Annotated in this window: 15 protein-coding genes; 3 read left to right on the forward strand and 12 right to left on the reverse strand. The window is 66.3% G+C overall.

The window, feature by feature from the left end; all coding sequences use genetic code 11:
- Nucleotides 1-21: 21 nt before the first annotated feature.
- From lptG to MF609_RS10490, 9 genes are all read right to left on the reverse strand, one after another.
- Nucleotides 22-1,113: an LPS export ABC transporter permease LptG gene (gene lptG / locus MF609_RS10450; protein ID WP_242416253.1), complete on the reverse strand. Its 1,092-nt coding sequence runs from the start codon at nucleotides 1,111-1,113 to the stop codon at nucleotides 22-24.
- Nucleotides 1,113-2,306 carry an LPS export ABC transporter permease LptF gene (gene lptF, locus MF609_RS10455; protein WP_242416254.1) on the reverse strand — a complete coding sequence of 398 codons (1,194 nt, stop codon included), beginning with the start codon at nucleotides 2,304-2,306 and terminating at the stop codon, nucleotides 1,113-1,115. The genes lptG and lptF overlap by 1 nt, the downstream gene beginning before the upstream one ends.
- 182 nt (nucleotides 2,307-2,488) lie before the next feature.
- A complete protein-coding gene (gene spt / locus MF609_RS10460; protein WP_242416255.1) occupies nucleotides 2,489-3,748 on the reverse strand; it encodes a serine palmitoyltransferase in 1,260 nt (419 codons plus the stop codon).
- 31 nt (nucleotides 3,749-3,779) lie between these two features.
- Entirely contained in the window at nucleotides 3,780-4,025 is a 246-nt protein-coding gene (locus tag MF609_RS10465; protein WP_242416256.1) for an acyl carrier protein, read from the reverse strand.
- 33 nt (nucleotides 4,026-4,058) lie between these two features.
- Complete coding sequence (locus MF609_RS10470; RefSeq protein WP_242416323.1) at nucleotides 4,059-4,949, reverse strand: NAD-dependent epimerase/dehydratase family protein; 891 nt, start codon at nucleotides 4,947-4,949, stop codon at nucleotides 4,059-4,061.
- Nucleotides 4,950-4,954: 5 nt separating this feature from the next.
- Nucleotides 4,955-6,094 carry a glutamate 5-kinase gene (gene proB / locus MF609_RS10475; RefSeq protein WP_242416257.1) on the reverse strand — a complete coding sequence of 380 codons (1,140 nt, stop codon included), beginning with the start codon at nucleotides 6,092-6,094 and terminating at the stop codon, nucleotides 4,955-4,957.
- Complete coding sequence (gene obgE, locus MF609_RS10480; protein ID WP_242416258.1) at nucleotides 6,079-7,125, reverse strand: GTPase ObgE; 1,047 nt, start codon at nucleotides 7,123-7,125, stop codon at nucleotides 6,079-6,081. The genes proB and obgE overlap by 16 nt, the downstream gene beginning before the upstream one ends.
- 45 nt (nucleotides 7,126-7,170) lie before the next feature.
- Nucleotides 7,171-7,653, reverse strand: coding sequence for a GNAT family N-acetyltransferase (locus MF609_RS10485; RefSeq protein ID WP_242416259.1), 483 nt, complete (start codon nucleotides 7,651-7,653; stop codon nucleotides 7,171-7,173).
- Nucleotides 7,647-8,237: a TetR/AcrR family transcriptional regulator gene (locus tag MF609_RS10490; RefSeq protein WP_242416260.1), complete on the reverse strand. Its 591-nt coding sequence runs from the start codon at nucleotides 8,235-8,237 to the stop codon at nucleotides 7,647-7,649. The genes MF609_RS10485 and MF609_RS10490 overlap by 7 nt, the downstream gene beginning before the upstream one ends.
- Before the next feature lie 32 nt (nucleotides 8,238-8,269).
- On the opposite strand from MF609_RS10490, the gene MF609_RS10495 reads away from it, so the two are divergent.
- Together MF609_RS10495 and MF609_RS10500 are read left to right on the forward strand one after the other, a co-directional pair.
- A complete protein-coding gene (locus MF609_RS10495; RefSeq protein WP_419723094.1) occupies nucleotides 8,270-9,133 on the forward strand; it encodes a metal-dependent hydrolase in 864 nt (287 codons plus the stop codon).
- A 39-nt stretch (nucleotides 9,134-9,172) separates the two neighbouring features.
- The gene (locus tag MF609_RS10500; RefSeq protein ID WP_242416262.1) at nucleotides 9,173-9,370 is read left to right on the forward strand and encodes a hypothetical protein; all 198 of its coding nucleotides are present in this window, start codon (nucleotides 9,173-9,175) and stop codon (nucleotides 9,368-9,370) included.
- A 395-nt stretch (nucleotides 9,371-9,765) separates the two neighbouring features.
- Here MF609_RS10500 and MF609_RS10505 read toward each other — a convergent pair whose 3' ends face one another.
- The 3 genes from MF609_RS10505 to rplU all read right to left on the reverse strand — a co-directional run bounded on the left by MF609_RS10505 (nucleotide 9,766) and on the right by rplU (nucleotide 11,091).
- Nucleotides 9,766-10,308, reverse strand: coding sequence for a GNAT family N-acetyltransferase (locus tag MF609_RS10505; RefSeq protein WP_242416263.1), 543 nt, complete (start codon nucleotides 10,306-10,308; stop codon nucleotides 9,766-9,768).
- 156 nt (nucleotides 10,309-10,464) lie between these two features.
- The gene (gene rpmA / locus MF609_RS10510; RefSeq protein WP_055755412.1) at nucleotides 10,465-10,734 is read right to left on the reverse strand and encodes a 50S ribosomal protein L27; all 270 of its coding nucleotides are present in this window, start codon (nucleotides 10,732-10,734) and stop codon (nucleotides 10,465-10,467) included.
- Nucleotides 10,735-10,764: 30 nt separating this feature from the next.
- On the reverse strand, nucleotides 10,765-11,091 hold the full coding sequence (gene rplU / locus MF609_RS10515) for a 50S ribosomal protein L21 (protein WP_055760895.1): 327 nt from the start codon (nucleotides 11,089-11,091) through the stop codon (nucleotides 10,765-10,767).
- Between the two features lie 256 nt (nucleotides 11,092-11,347).
- Between rplU and MF609_RS10520 the strand changes: the two genes are divergently transcribed.
- Nucleotides 11,348-13,921 (forward strand): TonB-dependent receptor plug domain-containing protein, encoded by a 2,574-nt coding sequence (locus MF609_RS10520; protein WP_242416264.1) that lies wholly within the window; start codon nucleotides 11,348-11,350, stop codon nucleotides 13,919-13,921.
- The last annotated feature ends 30 nt before the right edge of the window (nucleotides 13,922-13,951 follow it).

Below are 13,951 nucleotides of genomic sequence, written 5' to 3' on the forward strand. Positions count from 1 at the left end.
CAAAGTGCGACGATCCTTGGGCTATTCCTCGGTCCGGATCAGCACCGCCTCGCCGATCAGGAAGAACAGCAGGAACGGTGCCCATGCCGCAAGGAACGGCGGATAGGCCCCAAGGTTGCCCATCGCGAGAGCGAAATTGTCCGCCACGAAATAGGTGAACCCCAGCGCCATGCCAATGACCGCACGTACAAACAACTTGCCCGAACGGGCAACGCCGAACGCCGCGACCGCCGCGAGCAGTGGCATCAGCACCGCCGATAACGGCCCCGACAGCTTGTGCCACAGCGCGCCTTCCAGCGCCTTGGTCGGGCGACCGGCTTCGGTCAGGTCGCCGATCGCGGTCGATAATTGGCCGAAGGACAGGCCGTCGGGGTCGACATTCTGCAGCGTGAACTGGTCCGGACGAACCCCGCCCGCGATCTTGAGCGATCCCAGACGTTCGCGAACGCCGGTCGCCACGGTGAAGCGCTCGGCATTGTCGATCCGCCACGCGCCGCCCTCGCGCCAGCCGCTGCTGGCGGTGACGAGTTCGCGCAACGAACTCCCCTCGCGGTTATAGACCGTGATGCCGCGCAGCCGCGTCGCCTCTCCGCGACCGGCGACCCGAGCGACCTGGATCAGATTGTCGCCGTCGCGCACCCACACATTGGTCCGCTCTCCCCGATCAACCGGCAGCGGGCCGTAATCGACATTGTCCCAGATGCTTAGCGTCGCGGTCGCCCGCGCGACGACCCGTTCGTTGAACGCGAATGACAGTGCCGCCACGCCGAAGCTGGCGAGGATCAGCGGCGCCAGCACCTGGTGCGCCGACAGACCAGCCGCTTTCAGGCTGATGATCTCGCTGTTCTGGTTCAGTTGGGTCAGCGTCAGGATCGTGCCGAGTAGGACCGAGAAGGGCAGGAACCGCGCGATAATCTGCGGCGTGCGCAGCGAGACGTAGCGCAGGATTTCCGCCTGCCCGTTGCCCGGTACAGCGAGAATCTTGCCGCTTTCGCTCAACAGGTCGAGCGCCTGTAGGACCAGCACGAGCGCGAACAGGATCGCGAAGGTGCGGACGAGGAACAGCCGTGCCATGTAGATGGCAACGGTCGAGGAGGGGAAGAAGCCGCGCATCACGCCGCCGCCTTGCGCCGGCCGGGCAGGTAGCGGCCGATGAACTTGCCGATCTTCGCCGCGCCGCGTTCCAGCCCGCCGATCGGCTCGCCGCCGGGCACCCGAGCGATCACCCAGTACAACCGCAGCACCAGCGCAGTGAACAGCAGGAACGGCCCCCAGAGCGCGATGATCGGGTCGATCCGTCCAAGCCCGCCGACCGCTTCGCCATATTCATTGACCTTGTGATAGGTCACGATGATCACGATCGACAGGAACACGCCGAGCGCGGAGGACGAGCGTTTCGGCGGCACGCCCAGTGCGAGCGCCAGCATCGGCAGCAGGAACATCGTCGCCACCTCCGCCAGGCGGAAGTGGAAGTTCGCGCGCGCCGCGTCGCGATCCTCTTCGCTGACATTGGGGTTACGGCCGGTGATCGCCAGCTGCGGCAACGTCTGTTCGAGGTCGCGCCCGCCACGTGGACGGAAGCTACCGAATTTCGGCAGGTCGATCGGCAGGTCGTGGGCGGTGAAGGTCAGAGTGCGAGGCACCCGGAAATCGGGCGCGTTGTGGATCAGCGTGCCGTTGGTCAGGCGGAAGATGATTGTGTTGGGATCGTCGGTGCGCAGGAACTGTCCGCGCTCCGCCGTGACGCCCAGCCACTGGCCGTTCGGGCGGCTTGCCTGCACGAAAATGCCGCGCAGATCGGCACCCGAATCGCGGCTTTCCTCGATGCGCAGCGTCATGCGTTCGCCGAGCTTCGTGAATTCACCGACCTTGATCGAAGCGCCCAGCGCACCGGTGCGCAGTTCGAAGCGCAACGCTTCGTAATTATAGCGGGCAAGGGGCTGCACGAAGCCGACGATCGCCAGGTTCGCCGCCGCCAGCACCGTCGCATAGATGAACGGCACGCGCAGTAGCCGCCAATAGCTCATGCCGACGCCCAGCATCACGTCGAGTTCGGAACTGGTCGCCAGCTTGCGGAACGCCAGCAGAATGCCGAGCATCAACCCGATCGGGATGCCAAGCCCCAGATATTCGGGCAGCAGGTTGGCGAGCATCCGCCACACGACGCTGACCGGTCCGCCTTCCGCCGCGACGAAATCGAACAGCCGCAGCATCCGGTCGAGGACGAGCAGCATCGCCGAAATCAGCAGCGTGGAGAACAGCGGCACCGCGATCAGCCGGGCCATGTAGCGATCGATCGATGGCATGGGCCAAGGCTATAGCGAAGGATACGCCCGAAGCTAGCCCTTACACTCCTCCCCGGCACGGGGAGGGGGACCAGCGAAGCTGGTGGAGGGGGCGGGCGGCATGCGGGACCGTTGCGTTGCGCGGCCAGCCCCCTCCACCACCGCTGCGTGGCGGTCCCCCTCCCCGCAAGCGGGGAGGAGCTTCAGATAACCCTCACCGCCCTGCCGGCGGCTTCGAACATGCCGAGGATCGTCTCGACCTGCTCGGCGGTATGTTCCGCGCACAGCGAGCAGCGCAGCAGGAAGGTGCCGGCCGGCGTCGCGGGCGGGCGGGCCATGTTGACGTACAGGCCGCCCTCCAGCAGCGCCTGCCACATCAGCACCGCCTGTTGCTGATCCTCGAGGATCACCGCGATGATCGCCGATTGCGGGGTGTCGGTGCCGAGCTTGAAGCCGAGGTCCTTGAGGCCACCATGCAACCGCTTCGAATTGCGCCACAGATGGGCGCGCTTGTCGCCGGCGTAGCGGAGCTTGCGGATCGACGTCGCGGCGGTCGCGACGACCGAGGGCGGCAGCGACGCGGTGAAGACGTACGGACGGCATACCAGCCGCATCACGTTGAACTTCGGATGGTTCGACACGCAGAAGCCGCCGACCGTGCCGACCGATTTGGAGAAGGTGCCGACGACGAAATCGACGTCCTTCTCGACACCCTGTTCCTCATAGACGCCACGGCCATTGGGTCCGAAGAAACCCATGCCATGCGCTTCGTCGACCAGCACCATCGCGCCGTGCTTCTTCGCGACCGCGACCATTTCCGGCAGCGGGGCAATGTCGCCGAGCATCGAATAAACGCCCTCCAGCACGACCAGCTTGCCCGGGTCCTTGGGCAGACGGCCCAGCCGCTTGTCGAGATCCTCGACCGAATTGTGGCGGAAGCGGACGATTTCGGCATTGCCGAGCGAGCAGCCGTCATAGATCGACGCATGGCTGTCGGCGTCGAGGATGATATATTCGCCCTTGCCGGCCAGCGTCGAGATGATGCCGAGATTGGCCTGATACCCGGTCGAGAACACCATGGCATGGTCGGTGCCGTAGAATTCGCGCAGCGCAGCTTCGCAATCCTTGTGCGGATCATAGGTGCCGTTCAGCACCCGGCTGCCGGTCGTGCCCGCACCAAATTCGTCCAGCGCCTTCTTGCCCGCCGCGACGACGTCGGGGTCGAAGGTCATCCCCATATAGTTGTAGGTGCCGAGCAGGATCGTGTCCTTGCCGCGGATTACCGCCTGGGTCGGCGACGTCACCTTGTCCATCACGATCGCGAAGGGATCGCGCACGCCCGTCGCCAGCAAGGCCTCGCGTTCGGCGATCAGCGCATCGAACTTGCTGAACAGGTCGCGTTCGGGCGCGACCGTTTCCGGCGATGCGGGCAGGGCGTGGGGGGTGGCGGCGGCTTCGGTCATGATGTCGGTCTTTCGGGGCCGGGCAGGGGGATCAGGCGGTCTTCAGCTTCTCGACGGCATCGGCCAGCTGGCCGACGGTTTCGATGTCCGCCTGCATGTTCATGGTGATGACGATGTCGAATTCGTCCTCGACCGCCGCGACGAAATCCATCACGGTCAGGCTGTCCCATTCGAGATCGCCGGCAAAGGTCGTCGTCTCGGTCAGTTCGACGCCCTTCTTGTTGAACGGTTCGATCAGGTCGGTGATCGTGGCGAGGGTGGCGGCGCGGTCGCTCATGCGGGTCTTTCCAAAATACGTTGTTGCGCGGCGCTATAGCAGACGATGCGCGCGATACCACGCCGCGGTGTCGGCAAGGCCGCGCGCCGTGTCGATCCGTGGCTCCCACAGGTCGGACGGTGGACGCCGTGCGGGATCGGCGGTCCAGTCGGGGTGGGCAAGATAGCTGGCCCGGTCGGGTGTGAGCTTCGCGCCTGCACCGCGTAGCTTGCGGTCGATCCGTGCGCCCAGCCGCAAGAGGCCGGCGGGCAGATGCATCGGCATTACCCGCCGCCCTACCGCATTGCCGATCAACCGGGCGAGGTCGGCATGGCTCAGCGGATTGCCGTCGTCGACCTCCAGCACATCGCGCGGACCATCGCGTTCGGCCAGCGCCAGCAGCAGCCGGGCGAGGTCGTCGACCGCAACCAGCGCGACCTTGCCCGGCGGAGGGAGAAGGGCGAGGCCCATCTGCGCCATGCGGAACATGTCGCGCATCTCGGTATCGCCGGGGCCATAGACGCCGCTCGGCCGGACGATGGTCCAGTCGCGATCGCTTGCCCGCACCAGATCTTCGCCCGCCCGCTTCGACGCACCATAGGCCGAAAGCTGCGGCTCGCGCGCCGACAGCGAGGAGACATGGACGAAGCGCCGCACCCCGGCCGCCCGTGCCGCGTCCAGCACCGCCTGCGTCCCCGCGACATTGCCGGCGGCGAAGCCCGCGACGTCGGGCGCGCTCACGACACCGGCGACGTGCAGCACGACATCGGCGCCCGCCATCAGCTCAACGAGGCTGTCCGGCTTGTCGAGCGCGCCGCGTACCCAGTTCACGTTGGGTTCGACCGGTTGCGCGCGGCGGGTCAGCGCGCGGGTGTGCCAGTCATGGCCGACCGCCTGCGCGATCACCCGGCGACCGACGAAACCGGTCCCGCCGGTCAGCGCCATCGTCCTCACAGCAAGGCCATATGGTTGCGATGGACCAGCGCCGAGCGGGGGGCATAGCCCAGTAGGTCGGCCAGTTCCTCGCTGCGTCGCCCGACGATCCGCGCGGCATCGGCGGCGTCATATTCGGCCAGGCCTCGTGCGACCACGCGGTCCGCGCCATCGATGATCCGCACGAGGTCGCCGCGTGCGAAATCGCCCGCGATCTCGGTCGCTCCGGCGGGCAGCAGGCTGCGTCCGGTCGACAGCGCATGGGCCGCGCCCGCATCGATGCGGATCGATCCGCGATCGGTCAGCCCGCCCGACAGCCACGCCTTGCGCGCGGGCGCCTGACCGGCGGTGGCGAACACCGTGCCATGACCGGTATCGCCGAACCGGGCGAGCGGATGGTCGATCCGTCCGGTTGCAATGGCGAGGTTCGCGCCGGCGGCGGTGGCGATCCGTGCCGCCTCCACCTTCGACACCATCCCGCCCGACCCCATGCCGGACGACGACTTGCCATCGGCCATGCCCATGATCACGGCATCGATCTGCGCCACGTGCGGGATCAGCCGGGCATTCGGGTTGCCGTGCGGGTTCGAATCGTACAGCCCGTCGATATCGGACAGCAGCACCACGCCGTTGGCGCGCGCCGCCGCCCCGACCCGCGCGGCCAGCCGGTCGTTGTCGCCGAAGCGGATTTCCTCGGTCGCGACGCTGTCATTCTCGTTGAAGACCGGCACGACGCCCAGCTTCAGCAGCCGTCCAAGCGTCGCCGACACGTTGAGGTAGCGCCGCCGATCCTCCAGATCGTCCAGCGTCACCAGCAGCTGCGCGGCGGTCAGGCCGTGTCGCCCGAGCAGTTCGGCCCAGATGCTCGACAGTGCGATCTGTCCGGTCGCCGCCGCCGCCTGCGCATCCTCGAGGCTCGCTCGCCCGCCTTTGGACAAGCCCAGCCGTCGCGCACCCAGTGCGATCGCACCGGACGAGACGATGACGACCTGCTGCCCGGCCGCCACGCGCACGGCAATGTCCGCGACCAGCGACGCCAGCCATTCCCGCCGGGCCTGTCCATCGGGCGCGACCAGCAGCGCCGACCCGACCTTCACGATCAGGCGCGGGCAGGCGGCCGGGCTGAACAGGTCATTCGCCCCTAGATCGGCGACCATTCGCGCGGTTCCTCGTCCTCGCCCGTGTCCTGCGCGTGCATCTCGCTCGGCCCGATCGCCTCGATCAGCCGGTCGAGCACCGCCTCCAGCCCCTGACCGGTCGCGCCCGACAGCGGCAGCACCTTCGCCCCGCTTTCGGCTTCCAGTTCGGCGATCAGCGCCTCGGTCAGTTCGTCGTCGAGCAGGTCGGCCTTGTTGAGCGCGATCACCTCGGGCTTTTCGGCGAGGTCGGCGCCGTACGCCTCCAGCTCGCCGCGGACGATGCGATAGGCCGCGACCGGATCGTCGGCATGGCTGTCGATCAGGTGCAGCAGCACCCGGCACCGTTCGATATGCCCTAGGAACCGGTCGCCGATCCCGGCCCCGTCCGCCGCGCCTTCGATCAGGCCGGGAATGTCCGCGACCACGAACTCGCGCTGCTTGTGGCTGACCACGCCCAGCTGCGGCCGGGTGGTGGTGAAGGCATAGGCGCCGACCTTGGCATTGGTGTTGGTCACCGCGTTGATGAAGGTCGATTTGCCGGCATTGGGCAGCCCGACCAGCCCGGCATCGGCCAGCAGCTTCAGCCGCAGCCATACCCAAGCCTCGTCGCCCGGCCAGCCGGTGCCGTGCTGGCGCGGCGCGCGGTTGGTCGACGTCTTGTAACTGGCATTGCCGCGCCCGCCGTCGCCGCCGCGCAGGAACACCTCGCGCTGGCCAGCACGCGTGAAGTCGGCGAGGACGGTTTCCTTGTCCTCCGACAGCACCTGCGTCCCGACCGGTACGCGGATGACGAGGTCGCGGCCGCCGGGACCGGTACGGTTCGCGCCCGCGCCGCCGGAACCGCGCGGGGCACGGAAATGCTGCGTATAGCGAAAATCGATGAGCGTATTCAGGCCCGGCACGGCTTCGAAAATGATGTCGCCGCCCTTGCCGCCATTGCCGCCGTCGGGACCGCCATATTCCATGAATTTTTCACGGCGAAAGCTGACGGCGCCGGGGCCGCCCCCGCCCGAACGGACGAAGATCTTGGCTTGATCGAGAAAATGCATTGCGTGCGCTTAGTCGGAGTCGCCCCAAGGGGGAAGGGGATTATGCTATAGTCGGCGGTGCAGCACCAGTGCATCGACCTCGCCCAGCGTCGGATGGTCGAACGCACCCGGCAGCCGCCCGACCTGTTCGAAGCCGAGCGAGAGCCACAGCCGCACCGCGCGGACATTGGTCGCGATGACGAAATTAAACTGCATCGCCCGGAATCCGGCGGCGCGGGCATGGTCGAACGAATGCAGTCCCATCGCCCGCGCGATGCCCCGTCCGGTTGCCGCTTCGTGGGTCGCATAGCCGCAATTGGCGACATGGCCGCCGCCGCCCGCCTGGTTCGCACGGCAGTAATAGCTGCCCAGCACCCGCCCTTCGACCTCGGCGACGAACACCGAATGGCCGGCGCCGAACCAATAGGCCAGCGCCTGTTCGGCGGTCATGTCGCGGTCGAGCGCATAGGCCTCGCCCGCGCGGATCACCGGCAGCAGGATGTCGGCGATCGCCGCGCCATCGGCGGGCGTCGCCGCGCGGATCAGCATGGCGGCGCTTCGTCGCGCACCGCGATCAGGCTGCGCATCGCCAGTTCGCGCGCCCGTTCGCGCGGTAGTCGCAGGGCCTTCGCCATCGCACCGCCCAGCAGCGCATCGCCCAGCGCCATCAGTACCAGTTGCAGCGTCTCGTCCGCCAGCGGCATCCCGCTGAGGCTGTTCTCGCTGCCCAGTCGGTCGACCAATGCGTGGATCGCATCGAGGATCGGGTCGAGCGCATCGTCATTGCCCGACAGGATCATCCAGCTGGCCAGCGCGCCCGCGCCTTCGCGATCGAATGCGTCGAAGGTCAGGTCGACGATCTCGCGCGGATCATGGTCGCCGTCGCGCGCGCGCAGCACCGCTGCACCGATCGTCGCGGTGATCGATGTCGCCATCCGCTCCGCCAGCGCCTTTTGCAGCCCTGCGGCCGAGCCGAAATGATGGAGCAGATTTGCATGGGTCCGCCCGATCCGCGTCGCCACCGCCTTCAACGTGACCGCCTGCGGCCCCGCTTCGATCAGCAATTCGCGCGCGGCATCGAGCGCGGCATCGCGCGACGCTTCGGGGGAAAGGCGGCGGCGGGCTATTGACATTTGTGTAAGTAATTCGCAGCTTGCATGGGATGATGTGGAGCAGAACCGTGTCGAAAGCAAAGACTCCCGCCGATCTGACCATCACGCCGCGCGACCTGCGGTTCGGGCGGAACGGGCGATATCGGCGCTATTGGCTGAATGACGATCCGATTGCGACCGCCTTCTACAACGCGCTGTCGGTGACCTTTCCGAAGGGCGAAGGCTTTTTCATCGACAGCGTGCGTCAGTTTCGCGACGGCGCGCCGCCGCGCCTCGCCGCCGAAATCCGCGCCTTCATCAAGCAGGAAGTGATTCACACCCGCGAACATGTCGCGTTCAATCGCCATGTCGCCGACCAGGGCTATGACACGTCCCGGCTGGAGGCGCGGGTCGATCACGAATTGGCGATCACGCGGGGAAAACCGCCGATCGCCAATCTGGCGGCTACGATGTGCCTCGAGCATTTTACCGCCATTCTCGCCCATGAACTGGTCGCGAACCCGGCGCATCTGGCGGGCGGCGACCAGGCCGCCGCCGATCTGTGGCGCTGGCACGCGATCGAGGAGATCGAGCACAAGGGCGTCGCTTATGACACCTGGCTCCACGCGACTCGCCACTGGGGCCGCTTCAAGCGCTGGCGGGTGAAGGCGCTGGTGATGCTGATCGTCACCGCCAAATTCTTTCGCGGGCGGACGGCGGGGATGCTCGACCTGTTGGCGCAGGACGGGTTGCGGGGGCCGGGCGTCAAATGGCGGTTGTTCGCCTATGCCTTTGGCCGGCCGGGTATGGCGCGCAAGGTCCTGGGGCTGTGGCTCGCCTTCTTCCTGCCCGGCTTCCACCCGTGGAATCATGACGATCGCGCATTGATCGGGCTGGTCGACAGCGAGTTTGAAGCCGCCCGGCTGGCCGGTGCCTGACACCTTGCCCCGCGCGTTGGCGCGGGGCAGGAGGTTGCGATGCGAACGGTATCGGAAGACGCGTCGGTCCGGCTCTACCACCTCGACGACGAGGGCGGGGTGGCAACGACGATCCTCTACGGCACGCTGACCGAAGCGATGGCGGCGGCGGCGCGGGAGCCGGAGGAGGTACAGGCCGGACTGTATCTACAGACCAGCAATGACGTGGTCGGCTATCTCGACTTGCTGGATGGATAGGGAATCCCGGGGGACTTGCGGCGTATCCAACCTTCATCGGCGACGGTGACAGCGCACGTGCTGCTGTAAGCTGGGGGCATCTCATTCCCCGGACGTCTCACAGCCTCTGCTCGGACTATTTTCCCGGTCAGCTACATCGGCCGCAACATATGACCAGTCGTCGGGTGGCCCTCTGCCAGATCGAGGCGGATGCGCCGTAGTGCCGGGCATCCGCCCCGACCATATTATTGATAGCCGCCTTCTTCCTCGCGTTCCTCGGCGGCCTCTTCCTGTACTTCTTCCATCTCTTCCTGCTCGGCGGGCGTTTCGGGATCGATCATCGGGGGCATCCTTTCGCACGGCAGCAGCGCCGTCCGGCTGTAACCAGCCGGACGGGCGCCGCGTTCCCGCGTGCCTCAGGCCGCAAGCCTCGGTGCGAGCCGGCGAGCCGATAGGTCGATGGCATAGTCGATCGTCTCGACCGTCATGCCCCGCCCGCGCGAATGGATCGTGCTGCGTGTGCCGGTCGGTGCAAAGCCCAGCCGCCGCAACACCGCGCCCGATGCAGGATTGTCGATATAATGGCCGGCCTCGACCCGGCCGATGCCGAGTGTCGCGGCGATGTCGAGCGCGGCACGCCCTGCTTCGGTCGCATAGCCGCGACCCCATGCGGAGGGTGTCAGCCAATATCCCAGCATGTGCGGCACATCACGCAGCGGCCCGATTCCGATCCCGCCGATCAGCGCGCAACGCCCACCATCATGGGCGAAGATCAGGAAGGTTGGCCTAGCGTCGCCCTGCCAGTTGGTCAGGAACGCCTCGGCATCGGCCAGCGTGTACGGCCACGGCACGCGCGACAGGTTGCGCGCGACCACTTCATGGCCGATCGCGGCGAGCAATGCGGGGGCGTCCTCGGACCAGCCGGGGCGCAGCGTCAGGCGTTCGGTACGGGCGAACATCAGCGTCTCTCCAATGCGCCACGCCTCCGCGAAGAAGCGGGCAGGGGCCGGAGAGAGCAATAAAAAAGGGAGCCGGGGTGACCCGCCTCCCTCTTGTTGGCTGGTTCCGTCGCCGGAACCCGGGTCACCCTGGAGGGCGACCCGTGTGGTAGCCCGTTATTCTGCGGCCTGCGCCTGCATCTCGACATACGCGAACTTGCGGCCGAGCTTGCCTTCCTTGAACGCCACGCGGCCATCGACCAGTGCGAACAGGGTATGGTCCTTGCCCATGCCGACGTTCACGCCCGGGTAGAACTTCGTGCCGCGCTGACGCACGATAATGTTGCCCGCGACCACTTCCTGACCGCCGAACTTCTTCACGCCAAGGCGACGGCCGGCCGAATCACGACCGTTGCGCGACGAACCGCCTGCTTTCTTATGTGCCATGGTTCAAACTCCTCGTATTCGCTCAGGCGCTTATGCGGCGGCGCTGTCGTCGGCGCGCTTGTCGCCGATCGCGGTGATCTTCAGGATGGTGTGCTGCTGGCGGTGACCGTTCTTGCGACGGTAGTTGTGCCGGCGGCGCTTCTTGAAGACGATGACCTTCTCGCCCTTCGCCTGCGCGATGATTTCCGCCGAAACCGTCAGCCCTGCGACCGACTTCAGTTCCGAACCTTCGCCAGCAAGGAGCACGTCGCCGAGCGTCACGTTGCTGCCAGCTTCGCCATCGAGCTTCTCGACGACGATCTTGTCTCCTGCGGCAACGCGATACTGCTTGCCGCCCGTGCGCACGATTGCGAACATGGCCCTTGCTTCTTTCCCAAATGCAATATGTCCGCGTGGAGATACCCCACGCGGCAAGTGGACCGTGACTAGGCAAGCCGATCCGCGCTGTCAATGGTGAAGCAATGATTCGGTCGCGAAACCCGTGTTGCACCGCGGCAACGGTGCTGTGACAATCGAGAGACGGCATCAGCCAAAGACTTGCGCCAGAAAATTACGCGAGGGAGGGTTGGGGCGCAACAGCCTGACCGATCGGTTGGGTCAGGGGGAGACTTTCATGCGTAAATCCGTTTTCACGGCGCTGTTCCTGTCGAGCGCGCTGGTCGCCGTTCCCGCCTTCGCACAGGTTTCAGATGCGCCGCCGCCCGCGGATCAGGTGCCGGCCGGTGAGGATATCCTGGTCGTCGGCACCCGGGCACAGGGCCGCACCGTCGCGGAAAGCCCGGTGCCGGTCGACGTCATCACCGGCGATGCGCTGGTCAACGCCGGCTATACCGAAACCAACAAGCTGCTGAACCAGCTGGTCCCGTCGTTCAACTTCCCGCAACCATCGATCACCGACGGCACCGACGTCGTCCGCCCGGCGACGCTGCGCGGTCTGTCGCCGGACCAGACATTGGTGCTGGTCAACGGCAAGCGCCGCCATACGACGTCGCTGCTGAACGCCAACGGTTCGGTCGGGCGCGGATCGTCGGCGGTTGACCTCAACACCATTCCCAGCCTTGCGATCGAACGGATCGACGTGCTGCGCGACGGCGCGTCTTCGCAATATGGCTCGGACGCGATCGCCGGCGTCATCAACGTTCAGCTCAAGCGCCGCGAGGGCGGTCGTGCGACGATGACCTATGGCAAATATGTCTCGTCGATGGAGGGCGTGGCCGAGGTATCGGGCATCGCACGGCAGGCGAACGGCCAGCCGCAGGTCCGCGCCGACGGCACCTATGTGCTGGAGGAAACCGGCCGCGACCGTGAAGTGCGCGATGGCCGCACCGTGACCTTCGCCGCCAATATGGGCCTGCCGATGGGTGAGACCGCCTATCTGAACCTGACCGGCGAATATCGCGATCGCGAACCCACGAACCGCGCCGGCTATGACCCGCGCCGCTTCTACCCGCTGTCCGCGACCGGCACGGTCGACGCCCGCGAATTCAGCGCGAACCGCGTCAACCATCGCTATGGCGATGCGAAGACGACCGACTTCAACTTCTTCCTGAACGGCGGCGTCGATATCGGCGCGACGTCCGAACTCTACATCTTCGGCAGCTACGGCATTCGCGACGGCGAAAGCGCGGCCTTCTATCGCCGGGCATCGGGCCGCGACACGAACAGCAACATCCAGGATCTGCGCAACTGCACCTTCACCGGCACGGTCTGCACGCCCTTCTACGCCGACGGCTTCCTGCCGCTCATCACCAGCCAGATGGAGGATTTCTCCGGCGCACTGGGCGTGAAGGGCGACGTGGCCGGGTTCAAGTATGACCTGTCCTATGTCTACGGCACCAACAGCTTCGATTTCCGTATCGAGAACAGCTACAACGCCTCGTTTGGTCCGCAGTCGCAACGCGCGTTCAATGCGGGCGGCACGCGCTTCGGACAGCAGACGATCAACCTCGACCTGCAGCGCGAGATCGCGGTCGGCTTCCTGTCGTCGCTCTCGCTGGCGCTGGGTGGCGAGTATCGCAACGAAAACTACAAGATCGTCGCGGGCGAGTTCCAGAGCTATGCCGCCGGGCCGTTCGCCTTCACCAACGGGGCCGCTGCCGGGTCGCAGGGCTTCCCCGGCTTCTCGCCCAACAGCCGGGTCGACACGTCGCGCGACAGCTTCGCCGGCTATGCGGAACTGGATGCGAAGGTCAGCGATGCGTTCAACGTCGTCGCAGCGGGCCGTTACGAACATTACAGCGATTTCGGCGATACGGTGAACGGCAAGGTCGCGGCGCGCTTCGCCCCGACCGAGTGGATCGCGGCCCGCGGATCGATTTCGACCGGGTTCCGCGCGCCGAGCCTGGCGCAGCAATTCTTCTCGTCCTTCGCCACGCAGAATATCGGCGGCACGCTGGTCGAGATCGGCACCTTCCGCGTCGGCGATCCGGTCGCCCGCGCGCTGGGATCGCGCCAGTTGCAGGCGGAAAAGTCGGTCAATATCGGCGGGGGCCTTACGCTCACCCCGTTGCGTGGCCTGACGCTGACCGCCGATTACTACAACATCAAGATCAACGACCGCATCATCCTGTCCGAGAATCTGCAGGGCACGGCAGTCGTCGCGGTGCTGCGCGCGGCGGGGATTCAGGACATCACCTCGGCCCGCTTCTTCATCAACGGCATCGATACCCGCACCCAGGGTGTCGAGGTGGTCGGCACCTACCGCGTGCCCGATCTGGGCATCGGCAGCGTCACGCTGACCGCCGGCTACAACTACAACCAGACCGACATCACCGACCGGTCGACGCTGTCGGCGATCCCCGGCGTCACCCTGTTCGGTCGGCAGGAATCGCTGCGCCTGACCGAAGGACAGCCGCGCTCGAAGGTCAATCTCGGCCTCGACTGGTCGCAGGGTATCTTCGGCGTCACCGCACGCACCAATCGCTTCGGCAACACGCTGTCGCCGGGCGGCGCGGCGATCACCGATGTCGAGCTGGAGCCGAAGTGGCTGACCGACCTCGAACTCCGCGCGACGCCGGGGCAGTTCGAACTGGCGATCGGCGCGAACAACCTGTTCGACGTCTATCCGACGCGCAATCCGATCCTCGGCGCGACCGCGATCAACAATTATTTTATTCCGTACAGCAGCTTCTCGCCGTTCGGCTTCAACGGGCGCTACCTTTACGCCCGCGCTGGCGTGAAGTTCTGACAAGGCGCAGGCGGGCAGGGGCATCGCGCC

Source organism: Sphingomonas panni (genome assembly GCF_022664435.1).
Classification (GTDB): Bacteria; Pseudomonadota; Alphaproteobacteria; order Sphingomonadales; family Sphingomonadaceae; genus Sphingomonas; species Sphingomonas panni.

Bases quoted from the DNA above. Each gene is read 5' to 3' on its own strand.
- MF609_RS10465 (WP_242416256.1), bottom strand. From the start codon at position 4,025: ATGAGCGACCGCGCCGCCACCCTCGCCACGATCACCGACCTGATCGAA.
- obgE (WP_242416258.1), bottom strand. From the start codon at position 7,125: ATGCATTTTCTCGATCAAGCCAAGATCTTCGTCCGTTCGGGCGGGGGC.
- rpmA (WP_055755412.1), bottom strand. From the start codon at position 10,734: ATGGCACATAAGAAAGCAGGCGGTTCGTCGCGCAACGGTCGTGATTCG.
- MF609_RS10505 (WP_242416263.1), bottom strand. From the start codon at position 10,308: ATGTTCGCCCGTACCGAACGCCTGACGCTGCGCCCCGGCTGGTCCGAG.
- rplU (WP_055760895.1), bottom strand. From the start codon at position 11,091: ATGTTCGCAATCGTGCGCACGGGCGGCAAGCAGTATCGCGTTGCCGCA.
- spt (WP_242416255.1), bottom strand. From the start codon at position 3,748: ATGACCGAAGCCGCCGCCACCCCCCACGCCCTGCCCGCATCGCCGGAA.
- lptF (WP_242416254.1), bottom strand. From the start codon at position 2,306: ATGCCATCGATCGATCGCTACATGGCCCGGCTGATCGCGGTGCCGCTG.
- MF609_RS10470 (WP_242416323.1), bottom strand. From the start codon at position 4,949: ATGGCGCTGACCGGCGGGACCGGTTTCGTCGGTCGCCGGGTGATCGCG.
- MF609_RS10485 (WP_242416259.1), bottom strand. From the start codon at position 7,653: ATGCTGATCCGCGCGGCGACGCCCGCCGATGGCGCGGCGATCGCCGAC.
- MF609_RS10520 (WP_242416264.1), top strand. From the start codon at position 11,348: ATGCGTAAATCCGTTTTCACGGCGCTGTTCCTGTCGAGCGCGCTGGTC.
- MF609_RS10500 (WP_242416262.1), top strand. From the start codon at position 9,173: ATGCGAACGGTATCGGAAGACGCGTCGGTCCGGCTCTACCACCTCGAC.
- lptG (WP_242416253.1), bottom strand. From the start codon at position 1,113: ATGCGCGGCTTCTTCCCCTCCTCGACCGTTGCCATCTACATGGCACGG.
- MF609_RS10490 (WP_242416260.1), bottom strand. From the start codon at position 8,237: ATGTCAATAGCCCGCCGCCGCCTTTCCCCCGAAGCGTCGCGCGATGCC.
- MF609_RS10495 (WP_419723094.1), top strand. From the start codon at position 8,270: ATGTGGAGCAGAACCGTGTCGAAAGCAAAGACTCCCGCCGATCTGACC.
- proB (WP_242416257.1), bottom strand. From the start codon at position 6,094: ATGGTCGCCGATCTAGGGGCGAATGACCTGTTCAGCCCGGCCGCCTGC.